Below are 25,898 nucleotides of genomic sequence, written 5' to 3'. Positions count from 1 at the left end.
GGGCAAAATATTATTTCACAGGCAAGGTCACAAATCGCGTTTCGCCACGTCGTGCCACCAAGAGCAATACATAGTCACGCCCTGCGCGTTTAGCACGCTCAATGACGGATTGGAAAGTTGCGACGCTATCTAATGCATCCTGATTCGCCTCGACGATCACGTCTCCTGGACGCAAGCCGCGCTGCGCGGCAAGACTACTCGCCTTAATATCCAGCAGGAACAGACCGCTCACTTGTGATGGAATACGATAGGTCTGACGCAATTCACGATTCAACGGCGCAAGCGCCATACCCACGACATCACTCTCGCGTGTTTGCGGTTTGTTCTGTTGTTGTTTGATGGATCTCGGTGTTGCCGAATCGTCTGGCAACTGGCCGAGCTTCACTGTGTAGTGCTGCTCATGACCCTTACGCCATACCGTCACTTCCGAACGGCTGCCAATCTCGGTCTCTGCCACCATGCGTGGTAACGAGCGCATCGCATTGATTTCGTTGCCGTTGAATTTCACGATCACATCGCCCGCTTGAATGCCCGAGTCTTTGGCAGGACCATCGGGGCTAACCTCGAGCACCAATGCACCATGCGGTTTGCTTAGGCCAATCGAGTTGGCAATTTCTTCAGTGACTTCCTGAATCTTCACACCCAACCAACCACGGCTGATTTTACCGCTATTGCGCAACTGTTCGATAATCGGCTGCGCCATCGATGACGGTACGGCAAAGCCGATACCAACACTTCCGCCCGTGGGCGAAAAAATCGCTGAATTTATACCCACCACTTTACCTGCCACATCAAAAAGTGGGCCACCAGAGTTACCACGATTAATCGCCGCATCGGTTTGGATAAAGTCATCAAAAGGTCCCGCATTGATGTTGCGGCCACGCGCCGAAACAATACCCGCCGAGACCGAACCACCAAGGCCAAATGGGTTGCCCACGGCAATCACCCAGTCACCCACTTTCAGTGCGTCTGAGTCACCGAAGCTAACATAGGTAAGCGGCTTTTTACTCTCGACCTTCAGCAAGGCCAGATCTGTTTTAGCATCCGTACCGATAATCTTCGCACTAAGCTTAGTATCATCAGGGAAGGTAACGCTTATCTCATCCGCCTGCGCAACAACGTGGTTGTTGGTGACGATATAACCCTTAGGGTCAATCACAAATCCTGAACCCAATGACGTCACATCCTGCTCGCGCGGTGCGCCCATTTGGTTTTGGAACTGCTCCATAAATTCTTTGAACGGCGCAAACTGTGGGTCATTCGGTAATGCATCAAAATTGAAAGGTACCCCCGCAGAGGCCTGTTTGATTTTCTGGGTCGTTGAAATATTGACCACTGCCGCCATGCGCGGCTCAACAATCGGCGCAAAAGATTCAGGCGCGGCCGCATAAGCAACGGATGAAAACCCAATGACCAGCGAAGCGATAAGGTAACGCATAGGTACTCCGAATAACTATTGATTTAATTGCTTCAGGAAACCTTTATCGGGCGACATCACCACGGTTGTATCCTCCTTAGCAAGCGTATTGCGATACGCCTGCATGGAGCGATAAAAGTCATAGAATGACGGGTCACGACCAAATGCCGAAGCTGTAATGCCTGCTGCTTCCCCGTCGCCTTCACCGCGAATGGTTTCTGATTCTTTCTGTGCTTTGGCGAGAATCTCTACTTTCTCGCGATCCGCTTTCGAGCGAATCTCAAGCGCACGCTCTTCGCCTTCGGCGCGGAATTTCTGCGCCTCTTTGGTGAAGTTTTTACGCATGCGCTCATAGGTTGCTTGCGAAATGTCGGCGGGCAAATCAGCGCGCACAATGCGCAGATCGAGAATCTCGATACCAAATCCTTGACCGCGACGCTGTGTCGTTTCAACGCCCACAGAACCTTCTGCACGATCTTCCATATCACCGCGCGTTGCTTGGCGGTTCACCTGTAAACGAATCTGCTCCATGATCGCGGCGCGATCCTTCGAAAGCAAATCACTGAGTGAGTGATTCGCCAAGGTTTTACGCATGTTCGACACCACAATGCTGTTCAGGCGACTGGCCAGATTGGCCTCGGTACGCACCGCTTGGTAGAACAACACTGGGTCGGTAATGCGATAGCGCACAAACGCATCAATCACTACGCGCTCTTCAACATCTGTCTCACGATTTTTAGAAATAAATTCTGCAGGCTGCGCACGAAAATCGAGCAAGCGATTATCAAAGAAGATCACATTCTGCACAAAAGGAAGCTTGAACTTGAGGCCAGGCTCTTTGATTTCACGCACGATTTCACCAAACTGCAATACCAGCGCCTGTTGTGTCTGCACCACGATAAACACGCTGCTATAAAGCAGCACGCCCATCACTGCCAAAGCTGCGCCAATTTTTATGAGTATTTTTTCCATGGGTTACTCGCTCGCTTTCGGTTGGCTGACAGCAGGTAACGGCAATACAGGCACCACGCCCGTTCCCTTGGCCGACTCGTCGATAATCACTTTAGGCATGCCCTTCATGACAGCTTCCATCGTCTCCAGATACATACGCTTGCGCGTTACATCCTTGGCATTCACGTATTGCTCATAAATCTTATTGAAGCGTGCGACATCACCTTGTGCTTCTGCAACTACGCGATTTTTATACGCTTCCGCCGCCTGCACCATTTGCACGGCTTCCCCTTTCGCACGCGGGATAATGTCATTGCGGTAACCTTCGGCAACGCTCTCGGCAGTCTCTTTATCCTGCTCGGCGCGCTTCACGTCTTGGAATTCACCAAGCACAGGGTCTGGCACATCGGGCTTGCTTAAGTTCACGGCAATCACCTCAATACCTGCTTTATACTGGTCAAAAATACGCTGCATAATTGCTTTGGTGTCCTCAGCAATCTGCGACTGCGCAGTGGTCAACACGTCTTCCAATTTATTGCGGCCAATCACTTCTCGCATCGCACTTTCTGCAACTGCTTTCACGCTGCCTGCAGGGTCACGCACATTGAACAAAAAGTCTTGGGGGTTCGTGCCATCAATTTTCCACTGCACCTCAAACCCGATATCAACGATATTACGGTCAGAGGTTAGCATGAGGCTTTCATGATTTTGCGGCAAATACGACATTTCCGCCGACGCGCGACGAATGGTCGGATTCTCAACCGCGCCGCCGCCGCCAATCTCCACCTTATTGACCGTCGTCACCGAAGGAATCATCACCGACTCAACGGGATAGGGAAAATGATAATTAAGGCCAGGGCCTTCCGTGCGCTGATATTCACCAAAGCGCAACACCACGCCCAGCTCGTCTGGATTCACGCGATATACACCCGAGATAAGCCATAAAACAGCAAGCGCCGCGAGAATCATTCCCGCAATGCGCTTTTCGCTCGCCCCGCCATCGGGCCCCATAGCGCCACGCATGCGCTCATGCGCTTTACGCAGCAATGCGTCCAGATCCATTTGCGGTTGGCCACCACCGCCCCCTGAAGGAGGCCGCATACCACCACCATTACCACTTGGTCGTTTACCCCATGGACTTTGCGCCATGTCATCTCCTCTTGTGCGAGTGCGATGACAGATATAGACACAGTTTACCATGAGTTCAAGTAAACCCATTCCACCTTCGATAAATCACTCGCCGCTTGCCCATGTGGGGCGCATCGTCGCGATCGCTTCGGGCAAGGGCGGCGTTGGTAAATCAACGACTACAGTCAATCTTGCCCACGCATTAACGCACGCGGGAAATCGTGTCGGAATTTTGGATGCAGATATTTATGGGCCCAGCATTCCGCGTATGTTGCAGCTTGATACGAATCTGCGCCCTGAAATGGTCGATGGGCAAATGATTCCTCCCATTTCCTACGGTATTCGCGCCATGTCGATTGGGCTGGTGATGGGCGAGCAAGCCGCTATTTTGCGCGCACCGATGATCACGAAAGCACTCGTGCAGATGTTACGCCTGACACGTTGGGGAACGGCAGAAGAACCGCTTGATTACTTACTGATCGATATGCCGCCTGGAACAGGTGATATTAATTTAAGTTTGGCACAAAACGTGAAGTTGGATGGCGCGATGATTGTTACGACCCCACAGGAAGTTTCGGTGATGGATGCGCGCAAGGCACTGCATGCTATGCGCAAACTGGGCGTTGCAATTCTGGGCGTGATTGAGAATATGAGTTATTTCACTGACCCTGCGGGCACACGTCACGCGCTTTTTGGTACGGGTGGCGGCAAAAAACTCGCCTCTGAAGAAGGAGTGAATTTCTTGGGCGAAATCGCCGTAGACACCGCCCTCGGCATCGCGGCGGATACAGGCGCAATACCCGAGAAACAGGCGCTTTTACCGTATATTTCCATCGCTAATCTATTGAAACACTGAAATTTCAATAGGTTATTGCCAGCCACATTAAGCGTTTCTTAGTGTTTTTGCCCTATCCTAATAAGGAAGAAGAATAGGGCAGTCGAATGGGCAGGCCATTAACCGCTGAAGAGTTCATAGAATTACAGGCCTACATGCATTTGTGGGACCCCAACCTTCGTGTTGGTTTCGCCGATCGCGCGCAGTTAGAAGTGGCTTTTGGAAGCTGGACATCACACAACGTTTCGCATTTGGCGCTGTCTCCGCAATTGCTGGAGCCGCCGCTAACTTCTACACATCTAGATACAGTGCGCACGCTTTTCCACCAAAGTACGCGTTGGATACACAGTAGACGCGGCGAATATGAATTGACTGATTATGCGCCTCGTCGTGCATTTGAAGAGTTACGAGAAATCATCGGCCCCCGTATACTTGATGGCAATGGTATTCAAGAACCCTTCACACCAGCCGAGATTATAGAATTGGAGACCGAGGCATTGGTAATTGCCCGTAGTATGGGTCTAAGAGATTTCAGAATTCGCGGTGAGGGAGTTCCACCATTCCCAGCAAACGTACTTGCGCTTTTAGAACATGAATCTATCAGAGCTCGACTAGTGACAACCGAGCTTGCTAGTGATGTTAATATTGATCGTGCGTCTGCACGACTCATCGCCCATTACGTACAGAATCAAGAAGCATTCTATGATGTTATGGGCACTACACGTGAATCTGGAATGAATCCACAGCAGCGAGTATTGCTGGAGTGGTCAATCAACAGACTTGGTACACGTTATAACGTGACATTAGGGAATGAAGCGCCTCTCGTCACCCAAGTAGACGGGGTATTTCATGAATATCCAGTTTCTGATTTAAGCATTCGTGATGCTTATATCGCAGAGCGCTATATGGAAATGTCGCGTCCTGAGCGCCGAGAAGAGTCGCTAAGAATCCAGGGCACACGTAACGATTATCGTTCCATGAACATCGTCGAACGTCTTGAAGCAGCATATAGCGAGGAGCAAGATGTGCTCTTCGGCTCGATCAACGCACTCTTCGACAACAATGCAACACGCGCGTTGTTAGGCCAACACGGTGCAGGGCTTTACCTGTTCCAGGTTCCTATCGCATCAGGGCAAGAATATCGTATCTCTTCGGGGTATGGTCATCGCGACAGAGAAGCTACAAACATCGGCGGCGCTACGAGTTCGTTGCATCGGGCGCTGGACTTCGCGGGTATGGGTGAACCGCTTCAATTGCGGCCGATGCGTGAAGGCTATCTGCGCAGCATCGTATTTGACCCTTATTTTGGTTTGAGCGTAATCATGGCACATACGAATCGGCAAGGCCATCTGGTATTCAGCAGCGGCTATGGCCACTTAGGCGCTGTTGATTCGAACATCCTGCGCGATCTAGATTACGTTGCGGGAGATTTTCCCTTCCGTGATAACGAGGCTTTTTTCAGACGGCATCCAGAACTACGGACCGTAGCCGACCCCACCTCAGGGGACCCAAGACGCCGCCGTCCTCTCATGCTTTCAGATTTCTCCAATCCTGAAGTCGTCAATCAATTCAACGCAGCAATTCAGCACGACCGAGAGCGCGGTTACACGAATGGTCTAATGTTGTTTGGTGCAGGCGATGTGCCGCCTAGTATTTATCTCGAGCGAGACCGTCTTATAGGTGTCGAAGGCGCGACAGGATCGGTCACTGGTCCACATCTTCACGCGCTTCTGATGCGCGAACGGGGCGAAATAGTAGGCCTTGATACTGAAGCACTACGCAGGGGTCGCCTGCTTTATAACCAAGACAGTGTCGTCAATCCGTTCTTTGATTTCAATCCATCAGAAGTGAGTGACGGGCGCGCGCCCGAACATGGTCTGGGCGCAGAGAACACTGCAACGGCAATCGGACCCAGACGTTCATAAAATCTACAGCTACGCCCTCTTTGCGCCCATCGCGAGGCGGTCCATCCATGCCAGTAGGACGCCCGATAACACAAACACCACGTGAATAATCACCATCCACTGAATTTCACGGTCGGAGTATTTCTCGATATCCATGAAAATCTTGAGTAGGTGAATTCCTGAAATTGCGACAATAGATGCCACGAGTTTTAATTTCAGCGTCGTGAAATCGACCTTGCCGAACCACTCAGGCATATCTTCATGATCCCTCATGTCCATTTTCGACACGAAATTCTCATAGCCCGAAAACATCACAATCATCAGTAAGTTACCAGCAAGCGTCAGGTCGATGAGCGAGAGAATGCCCAAAATAACATCCGCTTGGTCAAGCTTGGGTGCGCGCTCAATCATGTGCCACAACTCGCCTGCAAAGGTAAAAATCAGCACACCGAGTGCCGCGATAAGCCCCACATACATAGGTGCCATTAGCCAACGGCTAGCGAATAAACCACGTTCAAGAATTCTTTCCATGATTGTCTCCTATTCTATGGGTACACTGCGTAGCGCCGTAGCTGCGCGAGCCGCTTGCGGCGGGGGTCGCAGGGGGTAAGACCCCCTCTATCCCAAAACCTTCTGTAATTCTTCCCATTCGCGCTTGGTGAGGCCACTGGTTTCTTGCGTAACTTTCTCACCCGCAATCATACGCTTCACCACACCCAGACCCGTGCGCGACAGGCTTGCAGAATGCAAACGATATTCCTCAAACGCCTCATGTGCGAAAGGCACCCAGCGCTTCATCACATCGACCATCACGTCTGCATAGGCACGAATTTCATATTGTGCATGAGAGTCTGCACGTAGGCGCAGAAAGTGCATCAAATTATGTAAATCAATTTTCCAATACCACTGCGTGTAGTAATTGAGCGTTAGATTCATCCGCGCCAATTCGCGCGCCAAACCCGACTTCTCCATGTTGATGACATTGCCCTGCGCGTCACAATTCATCATCTCTTCGTAATGATCGTAGACCTGCAATGCATCCTGACGAAGCAGCTCAAGCACACGCTTCGCTTCTTCTGGGCTTAAATTGTCATCAGAGCGGCCTTGGTTATTGCTCTTTGATTGCGGCGCGAGGTCTTCAATACGCGGAATGTAGAATTCCTTATCCATAATCGAATAACGTGCTGAGTATTCATTCACATTCGCCGTACGGTGACGAATCCATTGGCGCGCAATAAAAATCGGCAACTTGATGTGGAATTTGATTTCGCACATCTCAAACGGTGTCGAATGCCAATGGCGCATCAGGTAGTTGATGAGCCCTTTATCCTGATTCACTTGCTTGGTGCCCTTGCCGTACGAAACGCGCGCGGCTTGCACGATGGCCGAATCATCGCCCATATAATCGACGACGCGCACAAAGCCGTGATCGAGCACTTTGAGGGGTTCGTATAAAATCTCCTCCAGCGCGGGAACGGTGGCGCGCTTGGTGGAAAATGTTTCAAACTCGGATTGAGGGTCGGCTAGCTTGGTCATAGCGGTCATGGTCTTGCTCGTTGTTTTTGTGTTGGCAATGAACATAAACGAGCAGCACCACGCCGCAAGCGCGAAATCAACTTATCCACGGGTGGATTTAGATACTAGGCACCAACACGGGCAAAGGCATCGCCGCCCGCACCTATGCCTAACGGGCCATCCGCATTTGCCACGTCTGCCACCTGATAGGTACCAATCGTAGTGGTATCGCAACGGCCAAAGCTCAATGATGCTGCAAGGCGCGAACATTCTGCGCGTGCAGCCTCGATTGAAGCCAGCGACGCTTGTTCTAGACCTGCTGGCATCGCGCCCAATGCGCCCTCCGTCGTAGCGACTTGGGTTGGTTCTTCTGAACGATCCCCGCCGCCCGTTACAAGGTTCACTGCCCCGTTATAAATACCGCCTACGAATTCAGCACCTGCTGTCAGCGAAGGCTTCATGAGCATATCATCAATCGCTTCTTGAGAGAATCCACACTCTCGCAAGCGCGCTTGCACCAGTCGGTAACTACCTTCTGAACCAGCAGTCGTACAAGCACCCGCTACAATACCTGCCAGTGGTGCAGCATTCACGCCCTCGTCAGCAACTACTCCAGCGTTGTGTGAATTAATCGCGATTTGGTCTTCAGGGCTGAGAGCGCCCATATCAACCAGTCTTTGAATGATCTCGACATTTCTAGCAGCCGTAGCGCCAGCAATACAAGCACCACCAACACCTACAAAGAACAGAGCATCACCTACGTAAGGAACACGGTTAATCCAACCACATAAATGGCCCAAGCCCCCTACCACTTTATCAACCCCACCCCAAACGCTGCGCGTCTCACGAATGGCGTGTAACGCCTCTTCAGCCGCCGCTACGGCAGTGGTTGCATCTTTTGCGTCTGCATTAGTTCCATGCGCAGTGCCGCCTTCAATGGCACGTGTACCATTTGCTTCGGCACGCGTACCATTTGCCTCAGCGTTCTGTGCACGAGCGTTATTGAGATCATGACGTGCCGCACGACGACTGCTACGCGCTTCTAGTGCGGCCGCTTTCTCTGGGTTAGCAGCTCTGATGCGCTCAAACTCTGCATCAGGAATAGCGCTCGCTACTGCGTTTGGTAGACGCTGAATATCTTCCAGGCGCATATTAAAGAAGAAGTCTGGATTTCTAGCGAGCAACGCATCAACAATGGGTTGTGCATTGCGACGCATATCCTCGTATGGTCCGCCCGCGAAACCCGCATCAAATCGTCTGTCGAGCGGATCCGTAGATGGCTGAATAGCATCAATAAATGCCAAGCGTTCTGCTCTGAAAACATCAGCAACCTGACCGCTATCAAGGCCATTAATCAGCTTAACAATATCTTCAGAGCTGCGGCCACGCAGAATATCATTATTGATAGTTGCGCGGATTGCATCGGGATTATTTCTTGCAATCTCAATAAGCGTTATTACAGGCAAGCGCGACTTGACTGCATGAATCTGTTCTGCACTTGCTGCTGTCCACGCATCGGTAGGGATCGTCTGCAACGCATCCGTGGTCATATTAGCCAGTGTCGCGGTTGGTATATCGCGCACATGTGCATCCGTAAAACCACTCGCAGCTTGTGGCGAGATATCTGGCGCCATATCAGAATCAATGATGCGCACTAAATCTGGATTACCTGCCACCGTTGCACGATCTAGGCCAGCAACTGTCTGTCGCGCAAGAACTGGGTCAGTGCTCGCGATGCGATTAGCAGTAACATCCACAGCCAAGCGTTGAGTTTCACCATTAATAGCGCTCACTTTTCTCGCAACATCTGCATCAAGCGCAGGGTAAACACCGCGCGCGTCGACAACAGCAAGGCGCGCCGATTCTACGTGCAGATTTCTTACTTGTAGGTCTGCTGCACGTTGCAGATCAATCGCCTGATCCAATCTTACGCGGGCAGTTTCGGCTTGAATCTCCGCAGCTCTCAAACGATCAACTGCGTCGCTTCTCAGTCTTGCATCACTAGGTGTCTGAGCCGATAGGCGCTGTGCCTGTTCAGCAGCAAGGCGCGCAGCGTTTGCTCTTTCAGCAGACGAACGTGCTTCTTGAACCGCATTGAGTGCGCTTTGTTGCGCCGTCAACGCCCGATTAATCTCGGCAGAAAGTGCCCCCGCTTGTGCGTTGCCCTGTAATGCCGTGAGTCTGTTAATCACAGTGGTTGAGCGGCCTGCTTGAGCAGTCAGGCGCGTGTTCAATGCGCTAGCCAGATCATCCGCATTGGCAGCGAATTGCAGGTTCTGACGCACACCACGACGTACAGGCACGCCATCAGCAATTAACTCGAGACGACCATTAATCTCAGCGTAACTCATGTCAACTCTGCGACGATGTGGGTGTCTTTGCAGTTCCACATCTTGACGGGAGCCAAGACGCGCAAGCGCATCTGAGAGTTTTTTCTCGTTACCAACCAATTTTGTGCCCACCGTAGTCGGTCCGCGTCCAAGCACTACGCTTGCTCTTGATTTTGCGGTGTCGATGAGTTTTGCCTCTTCTCCACCGCGCAATCTGGTAGCATTAGCAATGCGCTTTTCTTGGTGCGCAATCACGCGTTCCTGATAGGCACGACCACCACGGCTAGTAACATTGCCGTTATCGAGTTTTGCTTGCGCCGCATCACGCAAATGCGTGGCGCGGTCGATACGTGCATCATACATAGCGACCTTGGCGTATGCACGGCGCACTTTGTTATTAAATTGTGGCGAAGCGCTACCACGACCTTCCGCATAGCCACGATTAAAGCTCGCGCTCATATGCGCTAAGATTCTGCCACTAAATGGGTTGATGGCTTGTGCCGCAGACTTAATGGGCAGGCCAATCAAGCGACCCAAACGACCATGCAAGTCCATCTTGTAACTTAAGTAACCAGCACCCAGAATCATTGCGGTTGCAACACCCTGTCTCTCAATCGTGGCGTTCTCTTCATCGCCCGTCCACGAGAAGTTACCTTCGCGATCTTTGAAAGCGCCAGGCACCAAATTCATCCATTGATTACCGATACGACCGCCCATATCTGAAGCGCCAGGAGCTGGTGCGTAATCAAATGAGTTGTTATTGTTACCAACGAGTTGATAATTGCCGTCCATATCACGGAACACACCGCCATTCGCAATCAAGTTGGTCAGATTTTCATCTACACCCGCAGCTCTTACGATGGCTGCAGCATCACGACGATCATTCTGGGAAATTTCATCTTCCAAAATTGCTCTGAAATCACGACCGCGATTGCGTGCAATATTTGCATCAGACTCACGTTGTCCTTCAGCGAATTTCTCCATCGCCGTCTCCCAGAGACGACCAAAGTCAAAATTGCCGCTCATGACGCCATCAACAATCGACTTTACTGCCGCACCAACGCCCGCGAAGAAGCTCGCCACAGGCGCAACAAACGGTATGTTTGCAACAACCCAGCTCCAACCAGCAGAAAGGGACTCGCCCATATAGCTCCAAACCAACGAGCGTTCGTTATTAAATGGGCTATCAATCAGTGGCATCGTCGCGCGATTTTCACCTTCAGCATCTGCCATCATTGCCGCCGTATAGATCGTCGCAATGCGGCGCGCACGTTCTTCACGTGCAGCGCCACTCATCGTCGCGCGACCACCAGCACCCCAAAGCTCGCCAGCAGTTGTAGAGAGCGCATTCCACGCATCAACCGGGGTATTGACAATATCCAAAGCCGTACCAAAAGCAGTGCCTGCTGCAGCCCAGCCGTTGAAGCCTTGTTGGCCTTGCTGATTGGATGGTTGCTGAGATGCAATAACATTACCCGCCGCACCCGCAACCGCCGAGGTTACGTTGGCTAGCAATTGTTGCATCGGCGCGTTCATAGCCTCTGAACCACCATTGATAGCGCTGACTAGCGCACCGAATGATAGATTGTTAGGGTTCTCAACTGCGATGTGCGTATCGTAATTCAGCACGAGGTTATAGATGGCCGCATAACGCGCACCATAGGTGGGGTCGTTCTCCATAACACCGCTCAGCGTTGTAAGCTGTGCTGGCGTCATGCTTCTAAGATTATAGTTCGCGCCGCGAATAGTAATTTCAGTACTAGCCGTCGCAGTATCTTGCGCTTCGCCTTCCGAACCTTCCTGCGTTTCCGCATTAGCACCCTCTGGCGCTGGTGCTGCGCTTGAGGCGCCACCATTGTTCGATCCGCTATTCGCTGCTGCATCTGCAGCCAAGCGTTGGCGTTCGCGTTCTTGTTCTTCTTCGGTTCGTTCGGTCATAAATAGACTCCCTTACACTCTTGAAGATACCCTAGTTTGATGACGGTTTGATGACGGTTTGGCAGAAAATTGCCAAAAAATGACCCCTCCCAAAGGCGCACATTTCCTAGATTTAGGGGGTCTAGAGCCCTTAGATTCTGGACTTTTGGGGGAATTACACTTATATTAACCCTGTTCCGCAAGGGACTATGGCGATAAACGCCGTACAGAATAGACGGATTGGACCCGGGGGCAGTACCCGGCATCTCCACAAAGTCGCTGTAAAGCGGCGTTTTTGAGGGGATGAAGTAGCATCGACAACCGTAATAAAAGTTCGGTTTTTGCCAGGAGTGACGCTCCTTAATCAGTCATTTTTTAAGTGCAAACGATAACTTTGCGCTCGTTGCAGCTAACGACAACAACGTCGTAGCGGCTCGTCTCGCTGCTTAGTGTAGCCTGACAAGTCCTAGCTTGTAAACGCGGCTCGGGGGAGGGCCGGGCAACAGAACCTCCCCCACTGAATCCCTCTGCTTTGACTTATAGCAATAAACAGGCTAGAGTGCCCGACATGACAAAAGACACGATAGATTACCCAAGCATGATCGACAACGCGATGCGCGACGTCGTCCGCCAATCACTCGTCCATATCGAGCGTTACGGCTTGCCTGGTGACCATCATTTCTTCATCTCGTTCCAAACCAATTTCCCTGGCGTAAGCATTTCGCCGCAGCTTAAGTCGCGCTACCCTGAGGAAATCACCATCGTGGTGCAACACCAGTTCTGGGACCTGCATATCCAACCTGATCATTTCTCGATCATGCTGAGCTTTAACAATATTCCAGAAAAACTCGTTGTACCGTTTGATGCCTTGACGGCATTTGCCGATCCATCCATCAAATTTGGCCTGCAATTCCATGGCAAAAAAGCGACCAGCTCGTCATCGGACGAAAAAGTGGCATGCCCTGCAACAGGTCGTACGGGTCCTGAAAAACCTCCCGTCGCTTCGTTTGAAGAAGAAGCCTCGCGTGAAGATGCAAAGCCTGCGAACGACGAGAAAGTCGTCAGCATGGAAGCGTTCCGCAAGCGGTAGCGTGCCGCTACGGGCATATATTTTATGAATGCTCTCTCCCCCTTCACCACCCTGCTTTCCCTTGCGAAGAAAGCCGCCCAAAAAGGCGAAGTACCCATTGCCGCAGCGATTGTCGACAACGCAGGTAACCTCATTTCCATGGCACATAACAGGGTCGAGAAGCGCAAAGATGCAACTCAACATGCCGAACTCATTGCCATACGCCTCGCCTGCAAAGCGCGCGGCGAGAAATATCTGGAAGATTGCGACCTATACGTAACCTTAGAACCCTGCGCCATGTGCGCCCAAGCGATTTCATTAGCCAAAATCCGCCGCGTCTATTTCGGCGCCTATGACGCGAAAGGCGGCGGTGTCGAGCACGGCGCACGTGTTTTCTCTCACCCACAATGCCACCACGCACCCGAAGTCATCGGCGGCGTCATGGAAAATGAATGTGGGCAGTTGCTTAGCGATTTTTTTGCCGCTAAACGTAACCAATCTTAAATCACAACAAGGTCATATGAGCGCAGCAGCGCGAATCAGCCTTGAGCACGCTTCATGGCGAGGTCAGCAGACCGAGCCGGAAGCATTCAAGAGGAGCATCTATGTCGGTTCAATACACCTTCGTCATGAAAGGTCTTTCCAAAACCTACCCGGGCGGCAAGACCGTCCTCAAGGATATTTGGCTCAGCTTCTTCCCCGGCGCGAAGATCGGTATCGTGGGTCATAACGGCGCGGGTAAATCGACCCTGCTTAAAATTATGGCGGGGCTGGATAAGGAATTTAACGGCGAAGCATGGGCGGCGGACGGTATCAAGGTCGGTTTCTTGCCACAAGAACCCAAGCTCGATGAAACGAAAACCGCGTTCGAAAACGTGCTGGAAGCACTGAAAGACAAAAAGAAAATCCTCGATGATTTTAACGCGATTTCCGAGAAACTAGGCGAAGTGACCGACAATGACGAGATGATGCAACTCATCGAAGACCAAGGAAAATTGCAGGAAATCATCGACGCACAAAATATCTGGGAGCTTGACCGTGAAATCGAAGTGGCGATGGAAGCACTGCGCTGCCCCCCAGGTGATGCAGATGTAACGAAACTCTCGGGCGGTGAAAAGCGCCGCGTGGCACTCGCCAAATTACTTTTGGAAAAGCCAGACATGCTGCTGCTCGACGAACCGACCAACCACTTGGACGCAGAGTCGGTCGCATGGCTCGAGCATTATTTGAAAAACTACCCCGGCAACGTGGTGATGGTCACGCACGATCGTTACTTCCTCGACAACGTCACGAGCTGGACGCTCGAACTGGATCGCGGCCAAGGCAAACCGTTCGAGGGCAATTACTCAAGCTGGCTGGAGCAAAAAGCCAAGCAGTTGAAGCAGGAAGAGAACGAAGAATCCGCACGCGCCAAAGCAATGGCCGACGAGTTAGAGTGGGTGCGATCATCGCCCAAGGCACGCCAAGCCAAGTCCAAAGCGCGCCTTAAGGCGTACGAAGAAATGCTCTCGCAACAGCAGGAAAAACGCACGGCAACTGCACAAATTATCATCCCCGCAGGCCCACGACTTGGTAACGTGGTGATTGAAGCAGAAGGCCTCAATAAGGGCTTTGGTGAAAGACTTTTGATCGAGAACCTCTCTTTCCGCCTGCCACCTAACGGCATTGTCGGCATCATTGGTCCCAACGGTGCGGGTAAGACCACCTTGTTCCGTATGATTACGGGCGGCGAAAAAGCAGATGGCGGTAGCTTCAAAGTCGGCGATACGGTGAAGCTCGGTTATGTGGACCAGTCGCGCGATGCGCTGAACGACAAGAAAACCGTGTGGGAAGAAATCTCCGACGGCAACGAAGATATTGAGCTGGGCAAAATTAAAATGAAGTCGCGCGCCTACTGCTCGGCGTTCAACTTCAAAGGCCCCGACCAACAGCGCCCCGTAGGTCAGTTATCGGGGGGTGAGCGTAACCGTGTGCACCTCGCAAAAATGCTCAAGTCTGGCGCGAACGTATTATTGCTCGACGAACCCACCAACGATTTAGATGTAGAGACATTACGTGCGCTTGAAGAGGCATTGCTCGAGTTCGCGGGCTGTGCGGTGGTCATCTCCCACGATCGCTGGTTCCTTGACCGTGTGGCCACCCATATTCTGGCGTTTGAGGGGAATTCGCACGTGGAGTGGTTTGAGGGTAACTACGCAGACTACGAGGCAGACCGTAAGAAGCGCTTAGGTACAGATAACCTCATCCCAACACGGATTAAATATAAGCCATTCCACGTATAGGGATTATTTCGCCGCTAGGACTTTTTTGTTGAGCGCGGAAATCAAGTAATCGATCCCCTTGCTATTCACCACCGAGTTAAACTCGGAACGCTGAACGTTGAGCAGGCTAACGCCCTCCACAACAATATCCGTCACCTTAAAGCTCGTCTTCTCGTCACGCAGGCGATAATCAACAAAGACGCTTGGCTTGCCTGGATCAACAATTTCCATCGTCACTACAACGCTGCCGTCCGTTTCTTGCTTAGCATTACCAAGCTTGTAAGACTGACCCGAGTATTTAGCGATGCGGCCAACATAGCCCTTCATCAAGAATGGCTCATACGCCTTAAGATACGCTTGTTGTTGCACGGGCGTTGCCACATTCCAATGTCTTCCCAACACGAAACGGCCGATGAACGGAATATCAACGATTGTTTTGAAAAGCGTTTCTAACTTTGCTTGCTTGACTGGCTGAGCATCCGTGGTTTTCACAATCGCCAATGCTTGCGAAGCAATCTTATCGACATAGGTTTTTGCAGCTACCGCGTCACCTGCTTGTGCTGCCTGCGCACTAAGCGCAAGCGCCAACACTGCACCCAAAAGCCTACGCATTAGAACTGGCCTTTATCCGAGTAGTCGTAGCTATTCTTGATTTCCGCATCGCGTTGCTGCGTGTAAATGCTACGCAGCGAAACGTATGGATCAAGCGAGCTCTCATAGATATCGTCAATTGGATCAAGTAAACGCTCGCGCTTCTCGATGCCTTTTGCCGAAGCATAGAAGAACGCGTCGGTGTTATCTTCAAGCGTGTAGCGGAATGGATCCGTGAACCAATCAACCACTAAACCAACCACGTCACGACCATTGCTTGGGCCTAAGATTGGTAAGACAACGTATGGGCCTGAACCAGCGCCCCATGCGCCAAGTGTTTGACCGAAATCTTCCGAACGGTAGTTAAGACCTGCAGTTGCAGCAACGTCAAACATACCACCGATACCAACGGTGCTGTTGAGCATAAAGCGCCAGAAAGCGATGAATGAACGATCTACATCACCCTGCAGCAACGCGTTAGCAACCGTAATAGGCTCGCCAAGGTTCTGCGCAACACCGCTCACGCGGTCACGAATATAAGGGGTGGTCACGAAGCGATAGCCATGAGCCACAGGCTTCAGGACAATATTGTCCACGACTTCGTTAAATTGGAACACGCCGCGATTGAGCGACTCCATTGGATCTTCTTCGTTGTGGGTTGCACAACCCGTGAGCGCTAAGCCCATCATTACTGCCGTCACAATACCATACACGCGCATACAAACGTCCTTATTGTTTTTCGTGTTGTTTTTCTTGTGCCGCGCAGATAGTGGTTTTCTGTCTGCCCGACAAGGTGAATCTAAGGACTGAATATGAAGAAATCCTTAGCGCCAAGCCGGTCAGTGAGTGACTTCACGCATAATTTCATAATATTACACATATAAAACAATAGATTAGAATATTTTTACCAAGCGGCCTGCAACGAGGGTTTTACGGATACATGTTGCAAGTTTGCCACAGGAGGCGAGATGGACACACAATCCGACCTGATATTGAGTCTGCGCGAGCTCTACACAAAGTCAGCACCAAGTGTTTCATTCGAATTTTTTCCGCCCAAATCGACGGATGCAGAGGCAAAATTATGGGAAGTGATCCGCACGCTTGAACCTCTTTCGCCGCGCTTTGTTTCCGTGACCTATGGTGCAGGTGGCACCACGCGCGAACGCACGCATGCCACAGTGAAGCGTATTAAAAATGAGACAGGCCTGCAGCCTGCAGCCCACCTTACCTGTGTGGGCGCAAGCCGCGACGAAATTAAAGAAATTGCCAAGAGCTATTGGGACGCTGGCGTACGCCATATCGTCGCGCTACGCGGTGATGCGCCTGCTGGTCAATCCTACACACCACACCCACAAGGTTACGCCTATGCCGATACGCTGGTGAAGGGATTACTTGAGATCGGTGATTTCGAAATTTCTGTTGCAGCTTACCCTGAGACACATCCCGAAGCGCGCTCGACACAAGCCGACATGGAACACCTTCAACGTAAAATCGACGCAGGCGCTACGCGCGCCATCACACAGTTTTTCTTTGATGCGGACGTCTATTTGCGCTTTGTTGAACGTACACAAAAAGCGGGTATCACCGCAGAAATCGTGCCTGGCATTTTGCCAGTTACAAATTTTGCGCAGCTCACGAAATTTGCCAGCATGTGCGGCGCAAGTGTGCCCGATTGGTTAGGCAAATTATTCGACGGCTTGGATGAAAAACCCGAACAACGTAATTTGATTGCTGCGATGATTGCAGCCGAACAATGTCGTATGTTGATGCTGGCGGGCGTAAAACATTTTCACTTCTACACATTGAACCGCGCTGAACTGACCAACGCCATTTGCCACATCTTAGGTGTCAGAGGCTAATCCGCCTTCACGACCTTGACCACCACGCGGCGATTCAGTTCTTGGTTCGCAGGCAGAGGCGCGCCCGTCTGGTCTTGGTTTGGAGCCTTGGGCTGTGTATCGCCAAACCCCATCACCTTCATGCGATCCGCAGGCAAACCACGTGCAATCAAGAACCGCACCGTGTTTGCTGCACGCGCCGCCGAAAGTTCCCAGTTACTCGGAAACTGCTCTGTGTCAATCGGCGAATTATCCGTGTGTCCCTCAACCGCAATCATGAGTGCATCCGCCGCCATTAACTTCTTAAGCGTTGGCACTATTGCATCCAGCATCGGAACTGCGGCAGGTAAAAATTTTGCCGAGCCCGGCTGGAAGAATGAAGAGGAGGAAAGCTCGATATCAATTTCGCCTTCCTTCATGCTAACCACCATGTACTGATCATAGCCACTTGCCCCAAGCGAAAGCTCCAGCTCCTTGGTAAGCTCTTGATAGGGGTCTTCGTGGGCGAGTTGCTCGCTGATAAAGCCGCGATCTTTAAGTGCGCTGGAAATACGTCCCAACTCTTTTGGGTCAAGTGTTGCTAGTGAAAATAGCAGCACAAAAAATGCAAAGAGCAAGGTCACTATGTCGGCGTAGGTTACTAACCAGTCATCACCGTCTGGCTCGGGAAGTTTGGGTGCTTTAACGCTGTCGCTCATGCAGATTTCGGCGCCGCGCCGCGCATTTGTTTATCGATATTGAAATGAATCGCTGGGTCAAGATAGCTGTTCAGACGATCCTGCATATAACGCGGCGAACGCTTGTCCGCGAGCAACACCAGTCCTTCCACCATCATCAAATTGCGGAAACGCTCGGACTCTTCTTTTTGCAGCAATTTATTGGCCGCAGGCAAAAACACCATGCGGGCGAAGAACACACCATAAAGTGTGGTGATAAGCGCCAACGCCATGCCTTGTCCCACCACTGCGGCCAGTGAATCAATCCCCGCGCCCATGCTTTCCAAGATAGCGATCAACCCTACGAGTGTCCCAATCATACCAAAAGCTGGCGCGTTCGACGCCATGCCTTTGAGAATTTGTACAGGAATCGTTTTACGTTCAAACTCTGCTTCTACTGCTGTCAGCATCATTTTGTGCAAATCCGCAGGCGGGTGATTAGTAATCACCAGCTCCATGCAATATTTGATGAGTGGGTCGTTCGCATTCAAGCCTTTGATTTCATTCTCAAGTGCGGGCAAGCCCTTTTGCTGCACGAGATAGCTCCACTTAATGAGGCGCATGATTTCGGAGTTAAGGCCCTCACGCGTGGATTTAGGTTTATGGAACATCCACCAAATAGCTTTAAAAGCCGTGCCAACATAATTGCTTTGATAGCCCATATAGGCAGCAGCAATTGAACCGCCAATCACCATCAACACGCTGGCACCGTCAAAATAAATCAACGGATTACTGGTCGAAATAAAAATCGCCAGAAGGGTGAGTCCTAATCCAAAAATAACGCCAAGTAAGGAAGCTGGTGACATATGTCCAAGACCATTGTGCGAGGATGAATTGCCAGCTACTATGCGGTATAAATTCGGAAAGTACAACTGTGATGCGCACATCATCCCCTGTCATCGGCTTCACCCTCGATTACGAAGAAAGTGGCGGCTACTCAAAGTATCCGTGGTATGCAATCCGCGATAATTACTGCGCTGCCGTTGCAAAATTTGGCGCAACCCCCATCGCATTGCCGCACGAAGTAGCACAAGTGCCACAGTATCTGGAACTGCTCGACGGCTTGATCATCACAGGTGGGAACTTTGACGTACCGCCCGAAATGTATGGTGACACTTCCACACACGAAAAGGTCACGCTCAAGCGTCGCCGCACGGAATTTGAGTGGGCCATTACCAAGGGCGCGCTTGAACGCAAGATGCCTATTTTTGGTATTTGCGGCGGCGAACAACTACTCAACGTCATTTTAGGCGGCACACTTATTCAGCATATTCCTGACAGCATTGAAAACGCCTTGCCACACGAGCAACCTAACCCGCGTCATGAAGTTGGGCATGAGGTGCGTATCGAGGACGATACACTGCTTAAGAACATCATTGGCACTTCTACCATCGCAGTGAACTCGGCGCATCATCAGGCCGTAGCGAAAGTGGCGGCCAATGCTCTCGTCAATTCCTATGCACCCGACGGAGTGATTGAAGGCCTAGAACTACCAACGCACCTTCACCCCTTCTGTCTTGGCGTACAGTGGCACCCCGAATTTCTGATTACCGATGCGGACGCAAAACTCTTCGCTGCATTCGTAACAGCCGCACGTAATTATCATGGCTGAGGGTGAACGTATCGCGAAACGCATTGCTGCTGCGGGCATCTGCTCGCGCCGCGATGCCGAGCGACTGATTCAGGACGGGCGCGTCAGCATGAATGGTAAAGTGATTCACTCGCCCGCGCTCAACGTCACCGCAAAGGACATTATCAAAGTGGATGGCGAAGCCATCAAAAGCAAAACTGCCGATACACCCAAACTCTACGTGCTGCACAAACCTGCGGGCTACTTAACCACCTCGCGTGACCCTGAAGGGCGTCCCACGGTGTTTGATTTATTGCCCAGCAATTTGCCGCGCCTAGTGACGGTAGGTCGTCTCGACTACGACTCGGAGGGGCTGTTGCTGCTGACCACAAGCGGTGCTTTGGCACGCGCCATGGAGCTACCTAAAAACAAGTTACCACGCACCTACCGCGTGCGCGTGCATGGTGAACCATCCAAAGATAAGATCGACAAAGTGCGTCGTGGCGTCACCGTCGATGGTGTGCAATATCGCGGCATCGAAGTGAAGGTCGAGCGCCAGCAATCGAGTGGGCGAAATTTCTGGTTGAATGTGACACTCAAGGAAGGCAAGAATCGTGAGATTCGCCGTATCTTTGAACATATCGGCTCACCCGTTTCACGACTGATTCGTATCAGCTATGCGGGCATCGAGCTGAGTGATTTGAAAAAGGGCGAAGTGGCGCAAATCGCACCACATGTCGTCGAGACGCTTTGTAAGAAATTGGAGGTGAAGTAATGCGGGTGATTACTGGAAAATATAAAGGCCGCAAACTCACACCACCTGCTGATACGTCTATCCGCCCCACCTCCGAGCGCACGCGCGAATCTCTTTTTAACTTACTCATGCACGGCCAGTTTGGTGGTGCCAATATTATTCACCAACGCGTTGCTGATATTTGCTGCGGCACGGGCGCACTTGGGATTGAGGCACTCTCGCGTGGCGCAACACACTGCGTATTTGTTGATCAGGCCAAAGCGGGACTGGAGCTTGCCAAAAAGAATGTCGAGCATATAGGCGCCACGGCGGACGCTAGTTTCATTCTCTCTGACGCGAATCATTTACCCAAAGCCACCGAGCCTTGCGCGCTGGTGATGATCGATCCGCCTTATGACATCAACATCATTCCGCGTGTGGCTGGGTCACTCATCGAACAGGGCTGGGTAAAAACAGGCAGCATCCTCGTAACCGAAGTGCGCTTCACTACCGACATGCCCGAACTGCCGGGCTTCTCATTGTTGCTAGACCGTCAGTACGGCAAAGCGAAGGTACTTATATGGGAATGCATTTAACCAATAACCGACGCATCGACGGTCGTTGAGGCCGAAAGCCCCAGCGGCGCTAGAGCGAACCTAAAGCTAAAACCCCTTACCTTGCCCCTTACCCGCACTCTGCATCGCGTTTTGCAGGAATTTTCCAGCAAGGTTTAGCCCTGCCCCTGCGAGTTTTTTCACGATATCTTTAGCATCTTCATAGACTGCCAATTGCCCTGTCACATAACTCGTATGGGCTTGATCGATACGTTTTTGATCGTCTTTTAGGCCCTTCTCGACTTGGCCAAGCATGTGCAGTGCCTCGTGCTTCTCGCGCGCATTGAGCTTTTTCGTAGCCAGCAGCGCCTGAATACGCTCACGCAAATCGTCCATCTCCACGTGATTCATTTCTGCTTGCGCGGTCGCAACATCCATCTGCCCGTTAGAAAGCTGTTCCAGAATATGCTCGACCAACCCAATATCGGCCAATTGTTGTTCGCCCTCTTCCTGACGAGACTTAAAATTACGGTCCGCCACTTCTGCAAACAAGGCTGCAAAAAATACCGTGTAATCGCGATAATGCTGCGCGAGTTCGGTACGCGTTCCTTGCGGTGGCAATTTGCTGGCAGGTGCGCCGCCAGTATATTTCATGAGCGCTTGACTCGTTGACTTATCCGTCGCGCGGTTGATATTGCCCACGGGGCGCTCTTGGATTTGTCGCAAAATCGCCAAGTCATAGGCAAGATGCTCAACCGACAAACGTGAATGTTTCGCATAGATATCAACGCCCGACGTATAGGCACGCACCGCGTCATGGAAATGCTCGATGCGCGGGCGCATATCGCCCTCGGCGTAGCGAATACCCCATTCTGCCTCAATGACCAGAATGCGCTCATACTTACCATGCATGAGGTTCAGGATTGCTTCTTGTTCTTTCGAGCCGATTGTCATAGCAAGCATTATGCACAGGAAACCGCCGCTCGCAATCTATGTTCACTGGCCTTTTTGCAAAAAGAAGTGCCCGTACTGCGATTTCAACTCCCATGTCCGTGAGCAAGTTGACCATGTAGCGTGGCAAACCGCATTGCTCAAAGAACTGGCGTATTGGCGCGCCCAAACCACAGGCCATCGCGTTGTCAGTATCTTCTTCGGCGGCGGCACGCCGTCGCTGATGGAGCCCTCGACGATTGAAGCCATCATCCGCAGCGTACGTGACGGTTGGGAATGTTGCGAGGACATCGAGATCACCATGGAAGCCAACCCCACTTCCGTAGAGGCCGCCAAGTTTCGTGATGTGGCCAGCGCAGGAGTAAATCGCCTATCGCTTGGCGTGCAGTCACTTAAGCAGGAATCGCTCTCGTTTCTGGGGCGTGAACACTCTGCGAGTGAGGCGCTATATGCATTGGAGTTGGCAGCAAAACATTTCCCGCGCTATTCGTTCGATCTGATTTATGCATTACCGCACCAAACCCTTGCAGCATGGGAAAGCGAATTGCGTGACGCACTGAAATACGTGCGCGGGCATCTTTCGCTCTATCAATTGACCATTGAAGAGAATACGGCATTTCACCATGCCTATCACGTCAAGAAAGAATTCGCGCTGCCCCCTGAACCGCTTGCAGCAAGCATGTATGAGACAACACAAACCATCATGAATGAGGCAGGTTTGCCTGCCTATGAAGTCTCGAATCATGCAGCAGCAGGCCAAGCCTCACGACATAATCTCGCTTATTGGCGAGCGGAGGCGTATCTCGGCATTGGGCCAGGCGCACATGGGCGCGTCGATATCGCAGACAATCGCATCGCCACGCGCAATCTCAAGTCACCAGAACGCTGGCTTGAGGTCACTACAAACAATGGCAATGGTATCGAAGAAGCATTGACGCTTACCGCGCAAGAACGCACCGAGGAACAGGTGCTCATGGGCTTACGTTTAATGGAAGAAGGCATCGACGCGTCACTGGTTTCTACTGCAAAAGTAGCCCCACTTATTGCGCAGCAATTGCTGCAGCAAAATGGTGATAACATAAGAGTAACAGCGAAGGGTGCATTACTATTGAATGCTATTATCGCAAGCCTGCTAACGTAATAACTACTTACCTAAAGCTTGCGGGCGAAGGCGAGATCACTTCAAACGAACCACCACGCACTTGCAACACCGCTAATCCGCGCTCAGACGTGCCGTCCTTGCGGAAACGGAAAATCCCGTTGGCGGGACCATGAAATCCACTACGACCCGTTAACACAGGCGGGGTAAACGAACGACCCGAAGTTACAATCGTAATAGCTAAAGCAACAGCGTCATAGGAAAGGCTCGCCACACGTGGCGCCTGGTATTTATAAGTGCTCTGGAAGCGTGTTTCGAACGCATGGGTAAATTGTGGTGGCGATGTCGCAAACCACGCACCTTCGAGATTCACACGACTTAGCAACGTTGGGTCATCCCAAAGACCAGTGCCTAATAATTTTACACTCTCACCTTGCACGCCGCGATTGCGCAAGCCACGCAGAATCGTTGCAAGTGGCGTACCACCTTCAGGCAAAAGCATGCTATCAAATGCAGCAGGCTTACCTTGTGGCAATATGCTGGCTAATGATGCCTCTACACCAACGCCTTGGGGTGAATAGAGCGCCTCCGCGACAACACCACCTCCATTCTTGGTAATCGTGCTTCGTGCGGTTGCCAGCACGGCTTGACCATAAGCTGAATTTGGCACCAGCGCCGCGAGTTGGTTGCGCCCTTGCGTGGTAGCAAAATCAACCACACGCTTGGTTTGTTGCTCTGGCGAGAACCCGAACAGATAAATGTTGGGGCGCGCAACGGTAAGGTTATTGGAAAAGCTAATCACGCTCAAACCCGCCGCTTCCGCAACTGGAGCGACGGCCTGTGTTGCGTCTGCAAATACGGGGCCGATGATCAGTACCACACCATCGTCAACGGCTTCATTGGCGGCATCGCGTGCCTGCTCTGGCGTATCGCCCGTATCATACGTCACAAGCTCTACACGACGTTTGTTGGCTTCGGGCGAGAGTGTCGCGTATTTATCAAATTGCGATAGGACGGCTGCATCCTGCATCGCACGGCCCAGATCTGCGTGACGACCCGTGATGGGCAATAATAGCGCTACCTTTACCGAGGCTCCCGAGAGGGTTTGCTGAACAGGAGCAGCACTTGGTCTTGCACCAATCGTCTGCGCAACGGGAGGGCGCAAATTAGCCGTATTAATCGTGCCAGCAGGCACGGCCTGATGCGTCATTTGATCCGCAGGTTGGCAGGCGCTAAGCAACACCAACGTCAGTACACTAACAACAATTGAGCGAATCATAGGATGCGAGCCTTGGTTTAATATGCTAAAGAAGTGCCATGACTAGCAAATCCCCAGCAAAAAGCAATGTGCCAAGCGCTTTATATGTCGTTGCCACGCCGATTGGCAACCTCAAGGACATGACCTATCGCGCCGTGGAAACCCTCAAAAGCGTTGCTGTTGTTGCATGCGAAGATACCCGCACCAGCCATGTATTATTGCAACATTATGGGATCGAGACACCTACCCTTTCCTTCCATGAACATAACAGCGCCTCCATGCAGGATACGTTGATTACAAGGCTCGCCGCAGGCGAGTCGATTGCCCTATTGTCAGACGCGGGCACACCGCTTGTCTCTGACCCCGGCGAGAGCCTCGTCAAGGCCGTATGGGAGACGGGCCATCGGGTGATTCCTATCCCTGGCGCCAGCGCAACGATGACCGCGCTCAGCGCCGCAGGCGTTGCCACAGACGGGTTCTATTTCGCAGGCTTCTTGCCTACCAAAGCCAGCGAACGCGAAGCGCGTCTAGCATTCCTACGCGCCCTACCTGTGACCATCATCATGTTTGAAGCACCGCACCGTATTCTCGAAACGTTGGAGCATCTTCTAGCATCGCTCGGTAATCGTACAGCGGTGATTGCGCGGGAACTCACCAAAACCTACGAAACATTTCATCGCGGCACGCTAGCTTCCTTGGCAGAAACCATGAAGGAGAAAACGCCCAAAGGGGAAATGGTCTTATTGGTAGAGCCCGCAGTGAGTGAAGGCGCATTGCAAGATAGCGCAATGATAGACACGCTACTCAAAGACGCACTCACACGTCTGCCCAAAAGCGCTGCCGCCGCCGAAGTCGCTAAAGCCACGGGACTGACAAGGCAGGAAATATATGCCCGCGCCATCGCGCTCAGCACGCAATAAACGTTACCGCAAAGGCATTCGCGCCGAATGGGTCGCCGCACAACATTTACGTCTGCGCGGGTGGCGCATTATTGGCACGCGCTTCAAAACTCCACTGGGCGAAATCGACCTGATCGCCAAACGCGGCCGCACCATTGCATTTATCGAGGTCAAAGCACGTGCCTCACACCAAAAAGCGGCAGAAGCAATTCACCACGAGAATCAGCAACGTGTGGTGCGCGCAGCACAATGGTTCCTAAGCGCACACCCAAACTACGCCGATTATCATCTACGATTCGACGCATGTTTAGTACCGTGGTACTACTGGCCAACCTTTATTCCCCATGCGTTTGGAGCCTAAA

Annotated in this window: 24 protein-coding genes and 1 other RNA gene; 13 read left to right on the top strand and 12 right to left on the bottom strand. The window is 51.8% G+C overall.

The genetic code is table 11. The features are described 5' to 3' along the window. Positions 1-10 precede the first annotated feature (10 nt). Genes J0M34_07720 through hflK form a run of 3 tightly spaced genes read right to left on the bottom strand, consistent with a single transcriptional unit; the run spans position 11 to position 3,517 of the window. On the bottom strand, positions 11-1,438 hold the full coding sequence (locus tag J0M34_07720; protein ID MBN8544135.1) for a DegQ family serine endoprotease: 1,428 nt from the start codon (positions 1,436-1,438) through the stop codon (positions 11-13). A gap of 15 nt (positions 1,439-1,453) precedes the next feature. Beyond that, entirely contained in the window at positions 1,454-2,389 is a 936-nt protein-coding gene (gene hflC / locus J0M34_07715; GenBank protein ID MBN8544134.1) for a protease modulator HflC, read from the bottom strand. Between the two features lie 3 nt (positions 2,390-2,392). Then, entirely contained in the window at positions 2,393-3,517 is a 1,125-nt protein-coding gene (gene hflK, locus J0M34_07710) for an FtsH protease activity modulator HflK (protein MBN8544133.1), read from the bottom strand. Positions 3,518-3,566: 49 nt separating this feature from the next. On the opposite strand from hflK, the gene J0M34_07705 reads away from it, so the two are divergent. Both J0M34_07705 and J0M34_07700 read left to right on the top strand, forming a co-directional pair. Beyond that, the gene (locus J0M34_07705; protein MBN8544132.1) at positions 3,567-4,352 is read left to right on the top strand and encodes an Mrp/NBP35 family ATP-binding protein; all 786 of its coding nucleotides are present in this window, start codon (positions 3,567-3,569) and stop codon (positions 4,350-4,352) included. Positions 4,353-4,438: 86 nt separating this feature from the next. After that, positions 4,439-6,256, top strand: a complete 1,818-nt coding sequence (locus J0M34_07700) for a hypothetical protein (GenBank protein ID MBN8544131.1) — start codon at positions 4,439-4,441, stop codon at positions 6,254-6,256. Positions 6,257-6,265: 9 nt separating this feature from the next. On the opposite strand, the gene J0M34_07695 is transcribed toward J0M34_07700, so the two are convergent. The 3 genes from J0M34_07695 to J0M34_07685 form a co-directional block, all read right to left on the bottom strand. Next, positions 6,266-6,766 (bottom strand): TIGR00645 family protein, encoded by a 501-nt coding sequence (locus J0M34_07695; protein ID MBN8544130.1) that lies wholly within the window; start codon positions 6,764-6,766, stop codon positions 6,266-6,268. A gap of 87 nt (positions 6,767-6,853) precedes the next feature. Then, entirely contained in the window at positions 6,854-7,771 is a 918-nt protein-coding gene (locus J0M34_07690) for an FAD-dependent thymidylate synthase (protein MBN8544129.1), read from the bottom strand. Between the two features lie 104 nt (positions 7,772-7,875). Then, on the bottom strand, positions 7,876-12,018 hold the full coding sequence (locus J0M34_07685) for a hypothetical protein (protein MBN8544128.1): 4,143 nt from the start codon (positions 12,016-12,018) through the stop codon (positions 7,876-7,878). 134 nt (positions 12,019-12,152) lie between these two features. Here J0M34_07685 and ssrA point away from each other — a divergent pair. The 4 genes from ssrA (at position 12,153) to ettA (ending at position 15,348) form a co-directional block, all read left to right on the top strand. After that, positions 12,153-12,516, top strand: a transfer-messenger RNA (tmRNA) gene (gene ssrA / locus J0M34_07680). Positions 12,517-12,565: 49 nt separating this feature from the next. After that, a complete protein-coding gene (locus tag J0M34_07675; GenBank protein ID MBN8544127.1) occupies positions 12,566-13,087 on the top strand; it encodes a hypothetical protein in 522 nt (173 codons plus the stop codon). 24 nt (positions 13,088-13,111) lie between these two features. Continuing rightward, complete coding sequence (locus J0M34_07670) at positions 13,112-13,570, top strand: nucleoside deaminase (protein ID MBN8544126.1); 459 nt, start codon at positions 13,112-13,114, stop codon at positions 13,568-13,570. A 101-nt stretch (positions 13,571-13,671) separates the two neighbouring features. After that, on the top strand, positions 13,672-15,348 hold the full coding sequence (ettA, locus tag J0M34_07665) for an energy-dependent translational throttle protein EttA (protein MBN8544125.1): 1,677 nt from the start codon (positions 13,672-13,674) through the stop codon (positions 15,346-15,348). Between the two features lie 3 nt (positions 15,349-15,351). Here ettA and J0M34_07660 read toward each other — a convergent pair whose 3' ends face one another. Together J0M34_07660 and J0M34_07655 are read right to left on the bottom strand one after the other, a co-directional pair. Then, on the bottom strand, positions 15,352-15,939 hold the full coding sequence (locus J0M34_07660) for an ABC transporter substrate-binding protein (protein MBN8544124.1): 588 nt from the start codon (positions 15,937-15,939) through the stop codon (positions 15,352-15,354). Continuing rightward, the gene (locus J0M34_07655) at positions 15,939-16,637 is read right to left on the bottom strand and encodes a VacJ family lipoprotein (protein ID MBN8544123.1); all 699 of its coding nucleotides are present in this window, start codon (positions 16,635-16,637) and stop codon (positions 15,939-15,941) included. Before J0M34_07655 ends, J0M34_07660 begins: the two co-directional genes overlap by 1 nt. A gap of 249 nt (positions 16,638-16,886) precedes the next feature. Here J0M34_07655 and metF point away from each other — a divergent pair, with 249 nt between their 5' ends. Beyond that, complete coding sequence (gene metF, locus J0M34_07650) at positions 16,887-17,777, top strand: methylenetetrahydrofolate reductase (GenBank protein MBN8544122.1); 891 nt, start codon at positions 16,887-16,889, stop codon at positions 17,775-17,777. Here the strand turns inward: metF and J0M34_07645 are convergent. Both J0M34_07645 and J0M34_07640 read right to left on the bottom strand, forming a co-directional pair. Then, positions 17,774-18,454, bottom strand: a complete 681-nt coding sequence (locus tag J0M34_07645) for an OmpA family protein (GenBank protein ID MBN8544121.1) — start codon at positions 18,452-18,454, stop codon at positions 17,774-17,776. The two genes, metF and J0M34_07645, sit on opposite strands and share 4 nt — an antisense overlap. Next, positions 18,451-19,278 carry a MotA/TolQ/ExbB proton channel family protein gene (locus tag J0M34_07640; GenBank protein ID MBN8544120.1) on the bottom strand — a complete coding sequence of 276 codons (828 nt, stop codon included), beginning with the start codon at positions 19,276-19,278 and terminating at the stop codon, positions 18,451-18,453. The genes J0M34_07645 and J0M34_07640 overlap by 4 nt, the downstream gene beginning before the upstream one ends. Positions 19,279-19,349: 71 nt before the next feature. Here J0M34_07640 and J0M34_07635 point away from each other — a divergent pair, with 71 nt between their 5' ends. Genes J0M34_07635 through rsmD form a run of 3 tightly spaced genes read left to right on the top strand, consistent with a single transcriptional unit; the run spans position 19,350 to position 21,371 of the window. After that, positions 19,350-20,084: a gamma-glutamyl-gamma-aminobutyrate hydrolase family protein gene (locus tag J0M34_07635; protein MBN8544119.1), complete on the top strand. Its 735-nt coding sequence runs from the start codon at positions 19,350-19,352 to the stop codon at positions 20,082-20,084. Beyond that, the gene (locus J0M34_07630) at positions 20,077-20,817 is read left to right on the top strand and encodes an rRNA pseudouridine synthase (GenBank protein ID MBN8544118.1); all 741 of its coding nucleotides are present in this window, start codon (positions 20,077-20,079) and stop codon (positions 20,815-20,817) included. The genes J0M34_07635 and J0M34_07630 overlap by 8 nt, the downstream gene beginning before the upstream one ends. Further along, positions 20,817-21,371: a 16S rRNA (guanine(966)-N(2))-methyltransferase RsmD gene (gene rsmD / locus J0M34_07625; protein ID MBN8544117.1), complete on the top strand. Its 555-nt coding sequence runs from the start codon at positions 20,817-20,819 to the stop codon at positions 21,369-21,371. The genes J0M34_07630 and rsmD overlap by 1 nt, the downstream gene beginning before the upstream one ends. A 66-nt stretch (positions 21,372-21,437) precedes the next feature. Here the strand turns inward: rsmD and J0M34_07620 are convergent, their stop codons facing one another. Further along, complete coding sequence (locus tag J0M34_07620) at positions 21,438-22,283, bottom strand: hypothetical protein (protein MBN8544116.1); 846 nt, start codon at positions 22,281-22,283, stop codon at positions 21,438-21,440. A gap of 10 nt (positions 22,284-22,293) precedes the next feature. Here J0M34_07620 and J0M34_07615 point away from each other — a divergent pair, with 10 nt between their 5' ends. Continuing rightward, entirely contained in the window at positions 22,294-23,421 is a 1,128-nt protein-coding gene (locus tag J0M34_07615) for a coproporphyrinogen III oxidase (protein MBN8544115.1), read from the top strand. A 7-nt stretch (positions 23,422-23,428) separates the two neighbouring features. Here the strand turns inward: J0M34_07615 and J0M34_07610 are convergent, their stop codons facing one another. After that, positions 23,429-24,658, bottom strand: coding sequence for a penicillin-binding protein activator (locus J0M34_07610; GenBank protein MBN8544114.1), 1,230 nt, complete (start codon positions 24,656-24,658; stop codon positions 23,429-23,431). Positions 24,659-24,696: 38 nt separating this feature from the next. On the opposite strand from J0M34_07610, the gene rsmI reads away from it, so the two are divergent. Next, positions 24,697-25,557: a 16S rRNA (cytidine(1402)-2'-O)-methyltransferase gene (gene rsmI, locus J0M34_07605; protein ID MBN8544113.1), complete on the top strand. Its 861-nt coding sequence runs from the start codon at positions 24,697-24,699 to the stop codon at positions 25,555-25,557. After that, entirely contained in the window at positions 25,526-25,897 is a 372-nt protein-coding gene (locus tag J0M34_07600) for a YraN family protein (protein ID MBN8544112.1), read from the top strand. The genes rsmI and J0M34_07600 overlap by 32 nt, the downstream gene beginning before the upstream one ends. Position 25,898: the final 1 nt, after the last annotated feature.

Source organism: Alphaproteobacteria bacterium, from assembly GCA_017302575.1.
Lineage (GTDB): Bacteria > Pseudomonadota > Alphaproteobacteria > Rickettsiales > UBA3002 > JAFLDD01.
The sequence above is the reverse complement of the archived record's forward strand: the minus strand, read 5'-3'. Positions and strand labels throughout refer to the sequence as shown.

Excerpts from the sequence above, each read along its gene's own strand:
- J0M34_07720 (MBN8544135.1), bottom strand. The coding sequence starts at position 1,438 with ATGCGTTACCTTATCGCTTCGCTGGTCATTGGGTTTTCATCCGTTGCT.
- hflC (MBN8544134.1), bottom strand. The coding sequence starts at position 2,389 with ATGGAAAAAATACTCATAAAAATTGGCGCAGCTTTGGCAGTGATGGGC.
- hflK (MBN8544133.1), bottom strand. The coding sequence starts at position 3,517 with ATGGCGCAAAGTCCATGGGGTAAACGACCAAGTGGTAATGGTGGTGGT.
- J0M34_07705 (MBN8544132.1), top strand. The coding sequence starts at position 3,567 with ATGAGTTCAAGTAAACCCATTCCACCTTCGATAAATCACTCGCCGCTT.
- J0M34_07700 (MBN8544131.1), top strand. The coding sequence starts at position 4,439 with ATGGGCAGGCCATTAACCGCTGAAGAGTTCATAGAATTACAGGCCTAC.
- J0M34_07695 (MBN8544130.1), bottom strand. The coding sequence starts at position 6,766 with ATGGAAAGAATTCTTGAACGTGGTTTATTCGCTAGCCGTTGGCTAATG.
- J0M34_07690 (MBN8544129.1), bottom strand. The coding sequence starts at position 7,771 with ATGACCAAGCTAGCCGACCCTCAATCCGAGTTTGAAACATTTTCCACC.
- J0M34_07685 (MBN8544128.1), bottom strand. The coding sequence starts at position 12,018 with ATGACCGAACGAACCGAAGAAGAACAAGAACGCGAACGCCAACGCTTG.
- J0M34_07675 (MBN8544127.1), top strand. The coding sequence starts at position 12,566 with ATGACAAAAGACACGATAGATTACCCAAGCATGATCGACAACGCGATG.
- J0M34_07670 (MBN8544126.1), top strand. The coding sequence starts at position 13,112 with ATGAATGCTCTCTCCCCCTTCACCACCCTGCTTTCCCTTGCGAAGAAA.
- ettA (MBN8544125.1), top strand. The coding sequence starts at position 13,672 with ATGTCGGTTCAATACACCTTCGTCATGAAAGGTCTTTCCAAAACCTAC.
- J0M34_07660 (MBN8544124.1), bottom strand. The coding sequence starts at position 15,939 with ATGCGTAGGCTTTTGGGTGCAGTGTTGGCGCTTGCGCTTAGTGCGCAG.
- J0M34_07655 (MBN8544123.1), bottom strand. The coding sequence starts at position 16,637 with ATGCGCGTGTATGGTATTGTGACGGCAGTAATGATGGGCTTAGCGCTC.
- metF (MBN8544122.1), top strand. The coding sequence starts at position 16,887 with ATGGACACACAATCCGACCTGATATTGAGTCTGCGCGAGCTCTACACA.
- J0M34_07645 (MBN8544121.1), bottom strand. The coding sequence starts at position 18,454 with ATGAGCGACAGCGTTAAAGCACCCAAACTTCCCGAGCCAGACGGTGAT.
- J0M34_07640 (MBN8544120.1), bottom strand. The coding sequence starts at position 19,278 with ATGTCACCAGCTTCCTTACTTGGCGTTATTTTTGGATTAGGACTCACC.
- J0M34_07635 (MBN8544119.1), top strand. The coding sequence starts at position 19,350 with ATGCGCACATCATCCCCTGTCATCGGCTTCACCCTCGATTACGAAGAA.
- J0M34_07630 (MBN8544118.1), top strand. The coding sequence starts at position 20,077 with ATGGCTGAGGGTGAACGTATCGCGAAACGCATTGCTGCTGCGGGCATC.
- rsmD (MBN8544117.1), top strand. The coding sequence starts at position 20,817 with ATGCGGGTGATTACTGGAAAATATAAAGGCCGCAAACTCACACCACCT.
- J0M34_07620 (MBN8544116.1), bottom strand. The coding sequence starts at position 22,283 with ATGACAATCGGCTCGAAAGAACAAGAAGCAATCCTGAACCTCATGCAT.
- J0M34_07615 (MBN8544115.1), top strand. The coding sequence starts at position 22,294 with ATGCACAGGAAACCGCCGCTCGCAATCTATGTTCACTGGCCTTTTTGC.
- J0M34_07610 (MBN8544114.1), bottom strand. The coding sequence starts at position 24,658 with ATGATTCGCTCAATTGTTGTTAGTGTACTGACGTTGGTGTTGCTTAGC.
- rsmI (MBN8544113.1), top strand. The coding sequence starts at position 24,697 with ATGACTAGCAAATCCCCAGCAAAAAGCAATGTGCCAAGCGCTTTATAT.
- J0M34_07600 (MBN8544112.1), top strand. The coding sequence starts at position 25,526 with ATGCCCGCGCCATCGCGCTCAGCACGCAATAAACGTTACCGCAAAGGC.